Origin of the sequence: Pseudothermotoga hypogea DSM 11164 = NBRC 106472 (assembly GCF_000816145.1) — a bacterium.
In the GTDB taxonomy this organism is placed as follows: domain Bacteria; phylum Thermotogota; class Thermotogae; order Thermotogales; family DSM-5069; genus Pseudothermotoga_A; species Pseudothermotoga_A hypogea.
The window spans coordinates 1470283-1486148 of the sequence record NZ_CP007141.1 but is presented as its reverse complement, the minus strand read 5'-3'; the positions used below and the strand labels follow the sequence as shown (position 1 = coordinate 1486148).

Genomic DNA, 15866 nt, shown 5'->3' with positions numbered 1-15866 from the left:
AATATCTTTGAACCATGAGTTCGAGTTTTCAACAAAAAACCCGCCCCATGGGCGGGTCACTCGGTCGAATGTCCCCGATCACTTCTTGTACTTGGTAATCTGTCTCAAGAAATTGTGCCTCCACTCTCTGTCCTTGTCTGACTCAACCCCTTTGACGGCGAAACCGTCCACCACACCTATGACCGACCTACCCTGGTCGGTCTGTACCACCAGCACCTGCAACGGGTTTGCAGTGGCAGCGAATATTCTGCACACTTCCTGAACGTTCTTGATCTGATTGAGTATGTTGATGGGATAACCGTTCCTGATCAAAAGCACAAACAGATGGCCTGCTCCGATTCTTCTCGCGTTGTCGATCGCCACATCGATGAGCTCTTGATCGTTTCCTTCGTACCTCACTAAGCACGGTCCACTCGCCTCGTTGAACGCGAGGCCAAACTTCATGTTCGGGTTGGTCGTCACCACGACTTCGTAGAGATCTTCAACTGTCTTGATGAAGTGTGAGTGCCCTAAGATGACGTTGGTTCCTTCAGGTATGTTCAGCTGAACCACTTCGATGTTCATACGATCACCTCTCGTGAACGCTCGATTTGCTCGAAAAAATTATACACTCGACAAAGCCGATTTTTCCCCTTGCATTGTGGTGGATGTTGGTCTATAATTTGAATTGCTGGGGCCGTAGCTCAGCTGGGAGAGCGCTACCTTCGCAAGGTAGAAGTCGTGGGTTCGAATCCCATCGGCTCCACCAAGCGGGGCAAAATCGCCCCGTTTTTTTGTATGATCTCATTGAGGTGATCTCTCATGCCACTCTTACCCCCGCACAACTTGGAAGCGGAAGAGGCGGTCATCGGAAGCATATTGATCGATCCAAGCGTTGTGAACGACGTTATGGAAGTTCTCAGAAGCAACGATTTCTATTCAAAAAAACATCAAGCGATATTCGCTGTCATGGAGAAGATGTACGAGCGCGGTGACCCCATCGACGTGTTGTCGGTGTGCGAAGAACTGAAGAAGACAGGACAGATGAAGTTCGTCGGTAGTGAACTGGACGTCGCAAGACTTGCAGAGGCTGTGCCGACATCGGCACACGTGATGCATTATGCCAAGATCGTGCGAGACAAATCGATCCTGAGAAGCTTGATAGAGGCTGGCAGAAACATCGTCGAATCGGCCTACGAGGAACGCGAAGTGGACGAGATCTTAGACGAGGCTGAAAGGATCGTCTTCGACATCGCCGAATCGAGGGCCACGAAAACTTACGATCACATCGGCTCGATAATGCACGCAGTTTTTGAAAATCTCGAAGAACTCAGGACGAAAAGTTCTACAGTTCTCGAACCTGGTGCTGTCGTGAGCGGTTTGCCCACAGGTTTCAGAGTGTTGGACAGGCAGACCTCTGGTTTTCACAAGTCTGATCTGATCATCATCGCAGCCAGACCATCTGTGGGTAAGACTGCGTTCGCACTCACGATAGCGCGCAACATGGCCGTCAAATTCAACTTGTCCGTGGGCATATTCAGTCTTGAAATGTCCAAAGAACAGCTCGCACAGAGACTTTTGTGTAGCGAATCGAGGGTGGATCTGCACAAGATCAGGACGGGTTATTTGAGCGATCAAGAATGGGAGAGATTGACTATAGGTGCCTCAAAGCTTTACAAGGCCAACATCGTTGTGGACGATGAACCTTCTCTGGATCCACGTACGCTGCGTGCGAAAGCGAGGAGAATGAAGCGAGAGTACAACATCGATGCCATTTTCGTCGATTATCTTCAGCTGATGCATACACGCGGAGGTGGCCAGGAGAGCAGGCAACAGGAAATATCCGAGATCTCGAGGTCGCTGAAGTTGCTCGCCAGAGAACTCGACATCGCCGTCGTTGCGCTTTCTCAGCTCTCACGTGCTGTGGAAACCCGCGAGGACAAAAGGCCAAGGTTGAGTGATCTGAGAGAATCTGGAGCGATAGAACAGGACGCCGACATGGTGCTGTTCATTTATCGAGAAGAGTACTACAAGAAGAGCGAAAAACTGCACGAACCTCACGAAGCCGAGATAATCATCGGAAAGCAAAGGAATGGTCCCATAGGCACGGTGAAGCTGATGTTCGAACCACAAACAGCCTCGTTTCACGAGGTGGAAAGGATCGAGGTGGAATGAACCTAAGGGTCGGGATAGGCACCGACAGGCACGCATTGAAAAAACCTGGAAAGATGGTCCTCGGTGGCGTCGTCGTGAGCGAAGAGGTGGGCCTCAAAGGTCATTCAGACGCAGATGTGGTCTGCCACGCACTGATCGATGCGCTCCTCGGTGCGGCGGCCCTCGGGGACATCGGTGAGTACTTCGATCAGAGCGAGCGTTGGCGGAACGCTTCGAGCTTGGTGATGTTGAAACGAATGAGAGACCTCTTGGTGGAGAAAGGTTGGACCATAGTGAACGTCGATGTGACTGTGACCTGTGGAGCTGTGAAGCTCTCACCTTTCAGAGAAAGAATGGTTGAAACACTCGCGAACAGCCTGGGAATCGATAAGGATAGTGTGAACGTGAAATTCAAGACGGCCAACAACCTGGGCTTCGAAGCGAGTGAGGGAGCTTCGGCGATCGCGGTCTGTTTGATTTCAAGGAGCTCTTCCGGTTGACGGTCTTTCGCCCTTCAACACCTGCTCGGCAAGCTTCAAGATCCATTCCTCATCACTGAAGACAAGCACGCCCGTCACCGAGAAGGGATCGTTCACCGAAATCTTTTTCACAGAGCGATTCAAAAGCACGATCGCTCCCTCGAGGGCCTTCCTTCTAATCCGCTCGAGGTCTGAAAGATCTATCGGCGGCTTCACGTTCAAAGTTGGTAGCTTTCCGAGCAACTCACCTTTGCCCGTCACGAACACAACATCGAACCCCATTTTTCGCAATGTTTTCGCTTTCTCTTTGTCCTCCACCAAGGTTGGACAACTCATCTTTCGAGTCAGCAACGATCTGACGACATCGGGATTGACCGTCCCGGTCGCGTTCAGTATAGGCACTACACCCGCCGAGACGAAACCTTCTATCATGTAGGAGATGATCTGGGCGGTTATGAAAGGAGATCGAGAGATCTTACCCAAAGGATTTGGATCGTTGTCCGTCAACACGTCGAGTGTTCCAAAAACAACGTACTCAAAGCCGTGAGAGCGTGCCACCATGCCAGCGACGTATGCAACGTCCCTCGCAATCTCCATATTCTGATTACAGCCGAGTGCCAACAGCGATACGTCCTTCAAAAGGTTCTGCAGAGGCGCGTTCAAAACACAGGATTTCTCACAGATTGAAAGTTGTTCACATAGTTCAATCGAACCAGCCGCGATCGAATAGGTCGAGAAGAAAATTGCCAGGACCACCAAGAAAATTCTCCTCGACAACGACATCCGCCACCTCCTTCAGGCTCTTCGTGCCGTTGCGCACAGCCACTCCGAGACCAACGCTCCTCAACAACGCCACGTCGTTGTCGTTGTCACCGAAAGCCACGGCTTCTCGAAGATCAAAGCCGAGTTTCTCAGCCAGGACTTTCAGTGCACGTCCCTTGTCCGTCTGAGACGGAACAAAATCGAGATAGTTGCTGAAAGATTTGAAGATGAGTACGTCATCAAACTCATCTCTGAGCTCAGGAATGATCGCATCGAGCCTTTCTGGTTCAGCTATCGCAAGCAATTTCGTGGCGCCGTGTTCTGCCACGAGCTCTGCAAGATCATCCACGAAGGTCAACTCGATCCCTGAGTGTTCACTGTAGGCCCTCGCATGTTCGTTGTCTTCTTCCACCACGAGTTTGTCATCCACGTAGGCCTGTCTGTGAACGTTCAACGATCTCAGTTTTTGAACTATCTGGGACGCACGCTGTGGTTCTATTTTCAGTTCCATGATCTTGCCGTGCTCATTTGTCCACACGACGGAGCCGTTGTACGCGATGATGGGAAACTCCACATCGAAGTAGCGCTGCAACAGTTTTCTGACCGAAGGGAGCATCCTGCCACTGGCGAAGACGATCTTTTTACCCTTTTCCAAGAGCAGATTTATGGCTTTCAGATTCGAAGGGTGGATGTTGTGAGAATCCATCAGTATCGTTCCGTCCAGATCGAAGACGAATACTTTCAAGGCTCACTTCCCTCCTGCCATATGTGTTCGAAGAACTCTCGATAATGTTGTACTAAGGACGTTTCTCGAATCAACATCATCAACTCCACGTTCCTTTCGTAAGCACTCTTCGTCGCGTTGGCCGAACCGCTCACGACCACTCGCCCGTCGATTATAAACAATTTCGTGTGCAATGTGAATGGTTCAAAGATTCTCAGTTCAATACCAGAGTCTGGAAGATTTTTCAGCATGGAGTTGTTCAAAAACCAACGATCTACGAGCAGTCTGATCTTCACGTTCTTGCTCGAGAGGATTTTCAACATTGACCAGACCTTCGGGTGCGTCAAGGCGAACATCGCAACATCAACGGTCTTGCTCGCTTTGGAGAGCTCCTTCAACAGGAGATCTTCAAGATCAAAATTTTTCAGCAGAATCTTGCCGTGTGACACTTCGAACCGTTTCAGTTCCCCGTTCCACAGGGCATCGAAAAAGCTCGCAAGTTGAAGTCCAACTGCACGATCTTCGATGAACAGAAGATCGTTGATCGATCTTTTCAGGCTGTTTTCCGTGAAGTTCGCAGAACCCAGAACGATTCTTTCTCCATCGACCACGATGAACTTGAGATGCAACAGAGAACTCTCAACATCCATTCTAACGCGAACGTCCTTGGGTGCCACACCTGTTTCGAAGATCACCCTCACATCGACGCCGCGACGCGCCGCCTCACTCAGAGCGTGCAGGAAACTTTTCTCATCGAGCGAATAACTGCACACATAGACGGAGTGTGAAGCCTGATCCACCAGTTCACAGAGCCAGTCCGTCGACTCAATGGGTGTGAACATGATCTGAACACAGAAAGATGAAACTGCCACGAAGCACAGCAACAGCGCTTTCATGGTCTATATTATAAGCCGAGGTGATGTGCGTGCGCATTCTACACATCAACGATTCGATTCGTTGCGTCGTCACAGGGCCTATCGGTACGAACAGCTATGTGATCGATGCAGAACCCATCGTGGTAATCGATCCGGGTTATGGTATAGGAACGTTCGTTCAGAAACCTTGCATCGTGTTGCTCACCCACGGGCATTTCGACCATATCTGTGGCCTGAAAGAGTTAAGAGTCGAAAGGCTTTACATTTCCGAACAGGAAGCATCGTGGTTGGTTGACCCTTCTTTGAACCTGTCACTGTACTTCGGAGAGCGGTTCGTTTTCAATTGCGAAGTTGAATATCTGCCGGAGAACTTCACGATGGGAAAATTGGACTTCAAAGTGTACCGTACACCCGGACACACTCCAGGCTCCGTCATGTTCAAGACCAATGGGGTTATCTTCAGTGGTGATACAATCTTTTTAGACAGCATCGGAAGAACTGATCTTCCTGGTGGCGACGAGGCAACGATGAGGAAAACGTTGATGTTCGTGAAGGAGCTTCTGAGTTCTTTCGAACCGCATGAGCTCGTGCTTCCGGGTCATGGTGAGATCGGGACGGTTGAGGAAGTTTTGAGGGACAATTTGTTTCTCAGGGAGGAAGAAAGGTGAAAAAGATCTTTCTTGCGCTGGTGATCTTGCTGTTTTTGAGCGGTTGTGTGATGAGAATCGCAGAAGTTCCTCCGAGAATTTATTCGCTCGAATCGGCCGTGCAGATTCCCAGCGGTAAGTACAAACTGATACATCTTGAGAGTGTGTCAGGTTATGAGAATATCGAGTTGAAGGGCATGGTCGCTGTCTACAGAGGCCCAGACGGGTCGATGTATCTCTTCTACGGTTTCAAGAGCTTCGACGATGCTCCAAAGAAAGTCTGGAAATCGATCGTCAAGAAGTACGGTGTCTGGAATCTTGGAGTCTACATCGATCTTCCATCGGTTGGTTATTACAGCGTCGAAAAGAAGGACAAACACGTTGTCGCGTGGTGGAAAGATGTGTGGCTGTTCGTCGTTGAATCGAAGGGTAATCCCAGAGATTTCGTGAAGGATGTGATGGACGCCTTCGCTCGACTGGGAGGTATGCTGAGATGATCGTGCTGGGTCACAGAGGCTATTCGGCGCGCTATGTTGAAAATACGATGATCGCGTTCAAAAAAGCGCTCGAGCTTGGTGCGGACGGCATAGAACTGGATCTGAGAGGTACGAAGGATGGCAGAGTCGTTGTCATTCATGACGAAGATCTGAAGAGATTGTGCGGGGTGGATGTGAAGGTCTCCGACCTTACCTTCGAAGAGTTGAAAGAATACAAGCTGAACGGCGAGACCATACCGACTTTTGAAGAGGTGCTTTCGATTCTCGATGACAAGCACATTCTGAACGCGGAGATCAAGGAAGCGAACGTTGCGGAAAGAGCTTTGCAGCTCATAGACGAGTTTCGCCTGACCGACAGCACCGTCGTTTCATCCTTCGACCATGAACTCATCGCACGTTTGATCAGAAAGAGACCCGACATGAAGTTCGGCTTCCTCGTGGGAGAAGAGCTGAGGAACGATCCCATCGGCCTGATAGATAAACTGCTCCAGCACAAACCTTACTCTATGCACCTGCCACACCAGTTGTTCGATTATCCGATGGTTTTCAGAAAGATCGTGAAGATGATAAGGAAAGCGGGCGCGAAGATCTACGTCTGGACCTTGGATGATCTAAAAAAGTATCAGCGGATCGAGAAACATATCGATGCGGTCATAACGAATCAGGTCGAACTCTTCGTGAACGCGTTGAAGAAACCTCAGCGGGCTGAGGGAGCGTGACATGTGCCGCCAATTTTTCGACGAGCCACTGAGTTTGCACACAAGTTTCAGGATCGGTGGCCCAGCGAGGCTGTTCCTGGTGCCGAAATCTGTGGAACAAATGCTGTGTGCTCTGAAGCTGTACCCCGGTGCGAAGTTACTGGGCAAAGGTACGAACGTTCTCGCGCCCGACGAAGGTGTCGACGTGGTGATAAGTACGCTGGGCTTGAGTAATTTTCTCTTCGATGGGGACCTTTTGATCAGCGAAGCCGGGGTCTTGCTCAGTAAACTGTGTGTTGAATCGGCAGAGCGTGGTCTTTCTGGACTTGAGCTGCTTTACGGCATACCCGGTACGATCGGTGGAGCGATCTTGATGAACGCAGGTGCGTACGGAGCCCAGATCGCCGACGTGGTAGAATGGGTTGAATGTTTTGATGGGGAGCAAATGAGGATTCTTCATCGCAGTCAACTGGAGTTCTCTTACAGGGACAGCGTTTTCAAAAAGAGAAACTGGTTGGTGCTGAGAGCCTGCCTGAGGCTGACGAAATCTGACCCCGAAGCGGTTCGTTCAAAAATGGAAAAAATCATGAAAAAACGTTTAGAAACACAGCCACTGGATCTTCCGAGTGCAGGCAGTTTCTTCAAACGTCCACACAGCAACTTTTACGTGGGAAAGGCCATAGAACAGCTTGGTTTGAAAGGTTTCAGAATCGGAGATGCGCAGATCTCAACGAAGCACGCAGGCTTCATAGTCAATCTTGGTTCGGCGACGGCCAAAGACGTCATCGCGTTGGCACAGACGGTGAAGCAGCTGGTCGAAAAACATTTCAACGTTGTGCTCGAACCCGAAGTCGACATCTGGTAGGTGCTGAACGTGAAAATGAACCTCGAGAAGTTCCTTTTGATTTTACTCACGATCTTTGCCTTTCTGTTCCTGCTCAGCTTCCAAATGTTCGTGTCCGCGAGATCTCAGTTGAAGAGGAGCGAGAAGATCTTGGAGGCTTACAGAATGTACGTAGACGAAGACTACGAGAATTTCGAACGATACGTTGAAAAGAACGATCTGAAAGAGTTGAAGAGTCTCAAAGACAGTCTGAGACGGAGGTTGTTTGAGAAGTACTACACTTTGGGTGTCACGAAGTTGAACGCGGGCGATTTTTCTTCGGCCCACGAAGATTTCAAAAAAGCTTTACAGCAGTTGCCACAGCAGGATGAAAGGCGCGCAGAAGTGGTCTATCTCATGGGCCAGAGCCTGGTGAAAGCTGGACGTCTTGTCGAAGCGAAGACCCAGCTCAGCGTGGTGCTCGAGATGCCAAATTCGTTTTACAGGAATCAGGCAATCAAGCTGTTGATAGATATCTACGAACAAACTGGAGAGGGCGCGAAGGCCGAGGAACTGAGAAAAATCTACGAGGGGGTCGTGGAACGATGAAGAACCTTTTCGGAACAGACGGACTGAGGGGTGTCTACGGAGACGACCTGACGGATGAACTCGCCTATAAGCTCGGATTGGCTCTGGGGGAAATGTACGGGCCATCGCTGTTCGTTGTGGGACACGACACGAGAGAGTCTGCGGAACCTCTGCAAAAAGCTTTGGTGAAAGGTTTGCTGGAAAAAGGTGCGAAGGTCAAGCTCGCAGGCGTTCTCCCCACTCCCGCCGTGGCCATGGTCAGCAAACTGCTGGACTGTTTCGGTATCGTGATCTCCGCTTCCCACAATCCTTACCAGTACAACGGAATAAAGGTGCTCAGATCCGGTTTCAAACTGCCGGACGAGGAAGAAAGAAAGATCGAACTCGTCATGGAGACAGTCTCAGCCGGTGTCGAGAAAGGTTTTGCAGAGTTCGATCCGCATCTTCGTGAACTCTACATAGAGACGCTTTTGAAATCCTTCCACGGGCTTGATTTGTCCGGTTTGAAAATCGCAGTGGATTTGGCCAACGGTGCCGCCATCATGACCACACCTGAGGTTCTGAACGCTCTCGGTGCGAACGTGACGTGTTTTTCGAAAGAACCGAACGGAAAGAACATAAACGAGAACTGCGGTTCTCAGCATCCAGAGTTCCTCTCCGAACGCATGAGGGGGTTCGACTTAGGCATTCTGCACGACGGCGATGCCGATAGGTGCATCTTGCTCGGTGAAAATGCCGAAGAAATACACGGAGACAAGATCATGGGAGTCGTCGCGGTGCAACTGAAGCACGAAGGCAGACTCCGCAACGACGTGGTTGTGGCGACGATAATGAGTAACAAAGGTTTAGAGGATTATTTACTGGATAGGGGTATAAAACTCACCAGAGTGAAGGTTGGAGACAAGTATGTCCTCGAGGGCATGATAGAGCTCGGCACGAACTTCGGCGGAGAAAGATCTGGCCACATCATCTTTCTTGACAGATCCACGACTGGCGATGGGCTCATAACAGCCCTCGAGTTCCTGAGGCTTATGCTTTCGACGGGCAAAAGCGCCTCTGAACTTTCGAAAGAGGTGGAAGATTATCCTCAGGTGCTACTGAACGTGCCCGTCGCGGACAAGTCCGTTGCGGAGCACCCGACGCTCAAGAGAGAGATAGAAAAGTATCTTGAACGGTTCAGGATTGTTGTCAGAGCTTCAGGCACCGAAAGGTTGGTCCGAGTCATGGTGGAGGGAAAGGACGAAACCGAAGTGAAAAGGGTGGCGGAAGAATTTTGTAGGCTGGTACGCGAGCTGGATCGGGGGTGATAACACAGATGCGTCTTGCTATCTGTGTGGGTTCGTCCAGCGTATCAACCTTTGGAGAGCAGGGATGGTTGTGGATTCCGCACAGTGGCGATCCTGTTGGGATTGTCAAAAAAATCCTGGAAGATTCACCTGAAGAGCTCGAACTCGTCTTCACAGGTAGAAAGCTGAGAAAGATTTTCAAAGCTCCGAACATTCCCGAGTCGCTCGCTATACAGTACGCCTACAGAAAGCTCAGAGAGAAGTATGGCTGCTGCGATGGTATCGTCAGTGCTGGTGGAGAAAACTTCGTGCTCTATCAACTGGATGAGAACGGTGAAGTGAGCATGATACACGTTGGAAGCAAGTGTGCATCGGGCACCGGAGAGTTCTTCCTTCAACAGTTGAAGAGGATGGGACTGGACCTTTCAACGATAGATTCGGTGAGTGTGGATGGTTTTTACAGACTCTCTTCACGCTGTACGGTCTTCTGCAAGAGCGACTGCACTCACGCCTTGAACAAGGGCATTCCGAAAGAGCTCGTGCTCAACGGCCTCGGCAGGGTCATGGCGGACAAGATCTTACAGCTCGTGGGCAACGCAAAGGTGAGCAAGGTCCTTCTGGTCGGAGGTAGCACAAAAAATAAACTCATGCTGAAACACCTGGACGGCCGCATAAATTACGTGATCCCGGACGAAGCAACATACTTCGAAGCTTACGGGGCTTATCTGTGGTTGATAGAGAATTCGAATCAGAAGATCAAAAAATACCACGTTATACCGAAAGAGATACCATCGGCTTTCCTCAGACTTCCCCCACTGTCAAAGTACGCATCGATGGTCGAGTTCAAAACCATGGAGAGGGCCAAGGCCGAGGCGAACGACGAATGCATTCTGGGTGTCGACGTTGGTTCAACCACAACGAAGGCTGTGCTGTTGAGGGTGAAAGATAAGAAGATACTCGCGAGCAGTTATCTCAGAACACTCGGCGATCCCATCGGCGCAGCGAAAAAATGTTACGAAGAGATCCGTTCACAACTTGATGTTCCCGTGAAGATCGTTGGAGTCGGTGTCACAGGCTCTGGAAGAAAGATCGTGGGTTTGCACGCGCAGACCAAGGCAGTTTACAACGAGATCATGGCGCATGCGAAAGCTGCGGCGCATTTTGATCCAGAAGTGGACACGATCTTCGAGATTGGTGGCCAGGATGCCAAGTACACTTACTTGAACGAAGGTGTACCCTACGACTACGCGATGAACGAGGCGTGTTCGGCTGGAACAGGTTCTTTCTTGGAAGAAGCAGCGCGCGAGTCGTTGAACATAGACTACAGAGAGATCGCAGACTACGCATTGAAGGCAAACAATCCCCCAAACTTCAGCGACCAGTGTGCGGCGTTCATAAACAGTGACATAAAGACGGCGATCCAAGAAGGTATGTCGGCCGAGGACATATGCGCCGGTCTGGTTTACTCTGTCTGCATGAATTATCTCAACAGGGTGAAGGGCAACAGACCTGTAGGGAACAAAGTCTTCGCTCAGGGAGGCACATGCTACAACAGAGCCGTTCCACTCGCCATGGCGGCGCTGACCGGGAAAAAAGTGATAGTTCCCCCCGAACCCGGTTTGATGGGAGCTTACGGCGTTGCATTGATGACACTCGAAAACATAGAAAAAGGCTTGCTGGAAAAAGGTTGTTACGATCTTCGAGAACTCGTGAACCGTGAGGTGAAGTACCTGAAACCGTTCACGTGCATGGGTGGAAGAACGGCTTGCGATAGAAAGTGTACCATCAGCGTGATAGAAGTGAATGGGAAGAGAATACCCTATGGTGGTGCGTGCAACCGTTACGAAGCGTTCAGGGAACACGTCTTTGATCCCTCTGAACTCGACTTCGTTGCGAAGAGGGAAAAGAAAGCGTTCGAGATCGAAGAAAATGGTCACGGAAAGAGGGTGGGTATCAGCAGATCGTTTGGTATGAACGTGTTCTTCCCGTTCTTCTCAACCCTGTTCACCGAACTGGGGTTTCAAGTCATCCTGCCTGACGAGCCTGACGAGTCGGGCAAAGACAGAATGGGGTCAGAATTCTGTTTTCCCGTTGAACTGTCGCACGGTTTCGTACTCTCCCTGTTGAAGAAGAACGTCGACTTCGTTTTCATTCCGAGGATTCGAGGAACAAGGCCTGCTGGTTCGGACAGGAACGGCGTGTACTGTCCGTTCGTTCAGAGCGAGCCTGACTGGCTGAGAGCAGATATCGAAGAGCTCGACGGTGTTGAGGTTCTCACGTGCAACATCGATTTCAACGATCCGGAGGATGTTGTGTTCGAAAACATATTCAACATGTTCAAAACCTTCGGCTTCGATAGAGAAAAGGTCAAAATCGCCTTCGAGGAAGCTAAGAACCGCCAGAAAAGTTTCGAAGCGGACCTGAAACGGCTCGGTGAGGAGTTTTTGAAGAAAGTAGAAGAGATCGGAATGGGTGTTGTTATCGTTGGAAGAGCCTACAACGCGTTCCAGAGTCATGCAAATTTGGGTGTTCCGAGAAAAATCGCCAGCTACAACGTTCCTGTGGCAAGCTTCGACGTTCTTCCGTTCGAATCCAAGCAAGGTTACGAGAACATGTACTGGACCTGGGGAGAAATGATCTTGAAGGCGGCCAGGTACATCAAGGACCATCCGAAAATCTATCCCGTCTTCATAACGAACTTCAGCTGTGGGCCCGATTCGTTCATCCTTTCGTATTTCAAATCGATCATGCAAGAAAAACCCACGCTCGTTTTGGAACTCGACAGTCATACGGCGGACGCTGGTCTCGAGACGCGCATCGAGGCGTTTCTGGATATCGTCAAATGCAGAAAAGAGAAGAAGAAACAGACTTCAAACACCAAACCGCTGGAAGTCATGATCGACAAAAGCGGTGTTTTCATCCTGAAAAATGGTGAGAAGATCTCTTGGACCGATCCCAGGGTGAGACTCGTCTTTCCCACAATGGGTGCGTTTGGGGCCAGATGTTTGGCCGCAGCGATCGCACGTTTCGGTGTTCGAACCCACGTTTGTCCACCGCCAGGCGAGCTCGAATTCAAACTGGGCAGGGGCAATTCGCTGTCCAAAGAATGCTTGCCGTTGCACTTGACACTCGGTTCGTTGATAAATTACCTTCAAGAAAGACCGAAAGATGAGATCACCCTGTACTTCATGCCCACGACGTCTGGTCCATGCAGGTTCGGTCAGTACAGCAACTACATGAAGCTGTGGCTCGAGCAGAACGACGTCAAGGACGTCGGCTTGGTCTCTTTGAACTCCGAGAACGCTTACGGGGGTTTGGGCGTGAGTTTCACCTTGCGCGCATGGCTCGCGATACTCGTATCGGACCTTTACTCGAACGTGGAAAAATCATTGAAGACCTTGATCAAAGACGAAGAATATGTGCGCTCTCTCATTGAGAGACACCACAAGATGATCCTCGAAAGTCTGCAGAAAGATTCACTCTCGGGTTTCTTCAAGACGGTAGATAGAATCTGCGACGAACTCGAATCGCTTCGTCTGAAGGATGCTCACGAAAAGTCTGCCAGAGTGATGATGACCGGAGAGATATACGTCCGTTGGGACGAATTCAGCAGAAAGAGAATGGAGGATCTGTTCGCCCAAGAAGGCATTATCCTGCAGATCTCACCGATACACGAATGGATCTACTACACTTATTACATTTTCATACAGAAACTCGTGAGCAAAAACTCCACAGTTGTTGAAAGAATGAAAAAGCGTGTAGAAATGCAAGTTTTGAGGCACTTCGAGCGGAAGATCAAACAGTTGTTCGCGCGAGCGGGATTGTGTGACGCGCGCATGGTGAACGTAGCACACGTTGTGGAGACGGCAGAAGCTTATCTTTCACCAACTCTGACGGGAGAAGCTATCCTGACCATAGGGAGCACTCTTGCTGAGATCGGTGAATACTACGACGGCGTCGTGGCGGTGGGACCGTTCGCGTGTATGCCGAGCCGCATTGCCGAGTCCATACTCAAGAAAGCTATCGAAGACAAAAAGACAAAGCTTGGAAAGTCCCTGCCGTTCATCTCCATCGAGCTGGACGGAAATCCCTTCACACCATCCATAGAGGCGAGATTGGACGCGTTCATCGCACAAGTCAAGCAACTGAAGAGGGGAAGTGAGGCGGTTGCCAGCGCTCTTTCTCGTCGGTAACGCGAAGGTTCTGAAAGATGAGTACGTGAAGGAGATCTGTGAGAAGAAGAAGCTCAGGAGAATGAAAGTGTCTATCGAAGAGAAAGAGGCAGCGTTCAGTCTGCTGTCTCAGGGAGACCTCTTCTTCGGTGACGTTCTGCTCGACATAGTCGACTTCGATGACTGGAAAAAGGACGAGCGGAAGAAACTTTTGCAGCTGGCGGAAACGGCGAAAATCGATGTGATAGTCAGGACCGAGGAGAGCATCAAAGCCAAGGACGTTCTGGTTCTGGCATTACCCAAACCGTGGGAACAAGATAAATGGACAGACTATGTCCTGGAACGGCTGAAAAAACACGGAATATCGGCTTCACGAAGTGTGGCAGAACTGATCTTGGAGAGAGTCGGACCAAACGACGAACTCATCGAGAGAGAGATCGAAAAATTAGCCTGCGTGACGAACCAACCGACCGAAGAGCTCGTCGAACAGATCATTTCTCTTCATTCAAGGGGTGACATCGAAGAACTTTGTTTCAAGGTCTCGATGGGGAACTTCGAAGAAGCTCATCCACTGCTGAGTACGATACTGAAGAACACCGAAGCGGTGGTCGTGGTGTCGGTGCTCGCCAGACATTTCCTTGATCTGTACAAACTCGTGCTCTTCCTCGAAAGACGAGAAAGTTACCCTTGGCCCGTGATAAAGAAAGCATCCGAAAGTCTCGGTATAGGGCTCGGGAAAACGGCCAGATTTCTGGGCTTCTCCTTCAAAGGTGGCGACAAAGTTTTGAACCACATGATGCTGTACGACACTGAAAAAGTTGAGAAGATTCTGGATAGACTGTACTGGCTCGATTTGACGGTGAAGAGCACCACCACACCGAACTTAGCGATCCACAGCTTTTTAGATCAGCTTCGACAGATCATCGGTGAAGGCGCATGAAGTTGATCTTCAGACAGACAAAGTTCAACCGCTACAGCGTTGTGGCTCTGCTCAGCGCGGTTGTGAGCAAGCTTGACTTTGTTGAGGTTCACATCGCAAAAAAGATCGAAGATGTCCTGACTTTACCCAGTGACAGCTTCGTGGCGTATTCTTTCATGAGTTTCGATCTGAGGCAGGTTCAGGAAGAAGTCAAAATACTCAAGTCGAAGGGTTACACCCTTTTGGCTGGAGGACCTCATGCCACGGCGCGAGCGGAAGATTGTCTCAAAATGGGCTTCGATCACGTCTTCGTGGGTGATGGAGAGGCGAACCTGATCGAGTTCCTGAATGGGGAAAGAAAACCCATTTTCGATGGTCTGAGCAAAAGGGTTGATCTGAACGATTATCCTCCCTTCTGCGTGGAACAGTCACAGTTCATCCCCATCGAAATCAGCAGAGGCTGTCCATTCAACTGTGCTTACTGTGAAACTTCTTTGATCGCTGGAAAGGTCGTTCGACATAGGAGCGTTGAACAGATCGTTCATTACTGTCGACTCGGCCTGAGAAAGCACAAATACGTGGCGAGATTCATAACACCCAATGCTTTTGGTTACGGCTCAAAGGATGGAGTGACACCCAACGTGGAAGCCATAGAATCGCTGCTGTTCAACCTCAGAAGAATAGGTATGCGCGAGATATACTTCGGCACTTTTCCTTCGGACGTGAGACCAGATTCGGTGAACGACGAGGTTGTGGGCATGATCAAAAGGTACGTGAACAACAGGAGTGTAACCATCGGAGCCCAGAGCGGTAGCGATAGGATTTTGAGAATTCTGAGGAGGGGACACAGCAAAGAGGACGTTCTGAACGCCGTTGAAGTTTTGCTGAGACATGGCTTCACCCCGCATGTGGACTTCATATTCGGTTTTCCTTTCGAAACTCGGGACGATCAGCACGAGACGATGCAATTCATCGAGAAGCTGGTCCAGCTGGGATGTAGAATCCACGCACACAGCTTTTTACCCTTGCCCGGCACGGAACTGGAGAAGGCTGGCTGCGCTCGTTTACCCGTCTGGCTCAAGAGAAGTTTGTCCAGGCTTGCGTCCGAAGGAAAACTCGATGGTTACTGGCAGAAGCAGGAACAAATGTCCCACGAGCTGTTTTCGGAAGCCTGAGTACAAGTTCGATGGGCAGATCGTTATATTTTTCGTGAAACGGTGTTAAACTAACGTCACGGTGATCGTGTTACAATGTTTGCACGGA

Annotated in this window: 15 protein-coding genes and 1 tRNA gene; 12 read left to right on the top strand and 4 right to left on the bottom strand. The window is 50.1% G+C overall.

The features are described from left to right. Nucleotides 1–78 precede the first annotated feature (78 nt). Nucleotides 79–564, bottom strand: a complete 486-nt coding sequence (locus AJ81_RS07275; RefSeq protein WP_031504286.1) for an adenosine-specific kinase — start codon at nt 562–564, stop codon at nt 79–81. 108 nt (nt 565–672) lie between these two features. On the opposite strand from AJ81_RS07275, the gene AJ81_RS07270 reads away from it, so the two are divergent. The 3 genes from AJ81_RS07270 (at nt 673) to ispF (ending at nt 2633) form a co-directional block, all read left to right on the top strand. After that, nucleotides 673–748, top strand: a tRNA-Ala gene (locus AJ81_RS07270). Between the two features lie 53 nt (nt 749–801). Continuing rightward, nucleotides 802–2154, top strand: coding sequence for a replicative DNA helicase (dnaB, locus tag AJ81_RS07265; RefSeq protein WP_031504288.1), 1353 nt, complete (start codon nt 802–804; stop codon nt 2152–2154). Further along, nucleotides 2151–2633 (top strand): 2-C-methyl-D-erythritol 2,4-cyclodiphosphate synthase, encoded by a 483-nt coding sequence (gene ispF / locus AJ81_RS07260; RefSeq protein ID WP_031504290.1) that lies wholly within the window; start codon nt 2151–2153, stop codon nt 2631–2633. The genes dnaB and ispF overlap by 4 nt, the downstream gene beginning before the upstream one ends. Here the strand turns inward: ispF and AJ81_RS07255 are convergent. From AJ81_RS07255 to AJ81_RS07245, 3 genes are read right to left on the bottom strand one after another with little or no spacing between them, the layout of a single operon-like run. Then, nucleotides 2613–3389 (bottom strand): glycoside hydrolase family 3 protein, encoded by a 777-nt coding sequence (locus AJ81_RS07255; RefSeq protein ID WP_231845462.1) that lies wholly within the window; start codon nt 3387–3389, stop codon nt 2613–2615. The genes ispF and AJ81_RS07255 overlap by 21 nt on opposite strands. After that, entirely contained in the window at nt 3316–4119 is an 804-nt protein-coding gene (locus tag AJ81_RS07250) for a Cof-type HAD-IIB family hydrolase (RefSeq protein ID WP_031504294.1), read from the bottom strand. The genes AJ81_RS07255 and AJ81_RS07250 overlap by 74 nt, the downstream gene beginning before the upstream one ends. Next, entirely contained in the window at nt 4116–4994 is an 879-nt protein-coding gene (locus AJ81_RS07245) for a phospholipase D-like domain-containing protein (protein ID WP_031504295.1), read from the bottom strand. Before AJ81_RS07245 ends, AJ81_RS07250 begins: the two co-directional genes overlap by 4 nt. 29 nt (nt 4995–5023) lie before the next feature. Here AJ81_RS07245 and AJ81_RS07240 point away from each other — a divergent pair, with 29 nt between their 5' ends. Genes AJ81_RS07240 through AJ81_RS07200 form a run of 9 tightly spaced genes read left to right on the top strand, consistent with a single transcriptional unit; the run spans nt 5024 to nt 15778 of the window. Beyond that, on the top strand, nt 5024–5641 hold the full coding sequence (locus AJ81_RS07240; protein ID WP_051368746.1) for an MBL fold metallo-hydrolase: 618 nt from the start codon (nt 5024–5026) through the stop codon (nt 5639–5641). Then, a complete protein-coding gene (locus tag AJ81_RS07235; RefSeq protein ID WP_031504298.1) occupies nt 5638–6117 on the top strand; it encodes a DUF3242 domain-containing protein in 480 nt (159 codons plus the stop codon). Before AJ81_RS07240 ends, AJ81_RS07235 begins: the two co-directional genes overlap by 4 nt. Continuing rightward, nucleotides 6114–6836 (top strand): glycerophosphodiester phosphodiesterase family protein, encoded by a 723-nt coding sequence (locus AJ81_RS07230; protein WP_031504300.1) that lies wholly within the window; start codon nt 6114–6116, stop codon nt 6834–6836. Before AJ81_RS07235 ends, AJ81_RS07230 begins: the two co-directional genes overlap by 4 nt. A gap of 1 nt (nt 6837) precedes the next feature. Next, on the top strand, nt 6838–7680 hold the full coding sequence (gene murB, locus AJ81_RS07225; RefSeq protein WP_031504302.1) for a UDP-N-acetylmuramate dehydrogenase: 843 nt from the start codon (nt 6838–6840) through the stop codon (nt 7678–7680). A gap of 15 nt (nt 7681–7695) precedes the next feature. Beyond that, the gene (locus AJ81_RS07220) at nt 7696–8247 is read left to right on the top strand and encodes a tetratricopeptide repeat protein (protein ID WP_231845488.1); all 552 of its coding nucleotides are present in this window, start codon (nt 7696–7698) and stop codon (nt 8245–8247) included. Continuing rightward, on the top strand, nt 8244–9533 hold the full coding sequence (locus AJ81_RS07215; RefSeq protein ID WP_031504307.1) for a phosphoglucosamine mutase: 1290 nt from the start codon (nt 8244–8246) through the stop codon (nt 9531–9533). The genes AJ81_RS07220 and AJ81_RS07215 overlap by 4 nt, the downstream gene beginning before the upstream one ends. 8 nt (nt 9534–9541) lie before the next feature. Further along, nucleotides 9542–13705, top strand: a complete 4164-nt coding sequence (locus AJ81_RS07210; protein WP_038059750.1) for an acyl-CoA dehydratase activase — start codon at nt 9542–9544, stop codon at nt 13703–13705. Then, nucleotides 13671–14624 carry a DNA polymerase III subunit delta gene (gene holA / locus AJ81_RS07205; protein WP_144316862.1) on the top strand — a complete coding sequence of 318 codons (954 nt, stop codon included), beginning with the start codon at nt 13671–13673 and terminating at the stop codon, nt 14622–14624. The genes AJ81_RS07210 and holA overlap by 35 nt, the downstream gene beginning before the upstream one ends. After that, nucleotides 14621–15778 carry a TIGR04013 family B12-binding domain/radical SAM domain-containing protein gene (locus AJ81_RS07200; RefSeq protein WP_031504314.1) on the top strand — a complete coding sequence of 386 codons (1158 nt, stop codon included), beginning with the start codon at nt 14621–14623 and terminating at the stop codon, nt 15776–15778. The genes holA and AJ81_RS07200 overlap by 4 nt, the downstream gene beginning before the upstream one ends. Nucleotides 15779–15866: the final 88 nt, after the last annotated feature.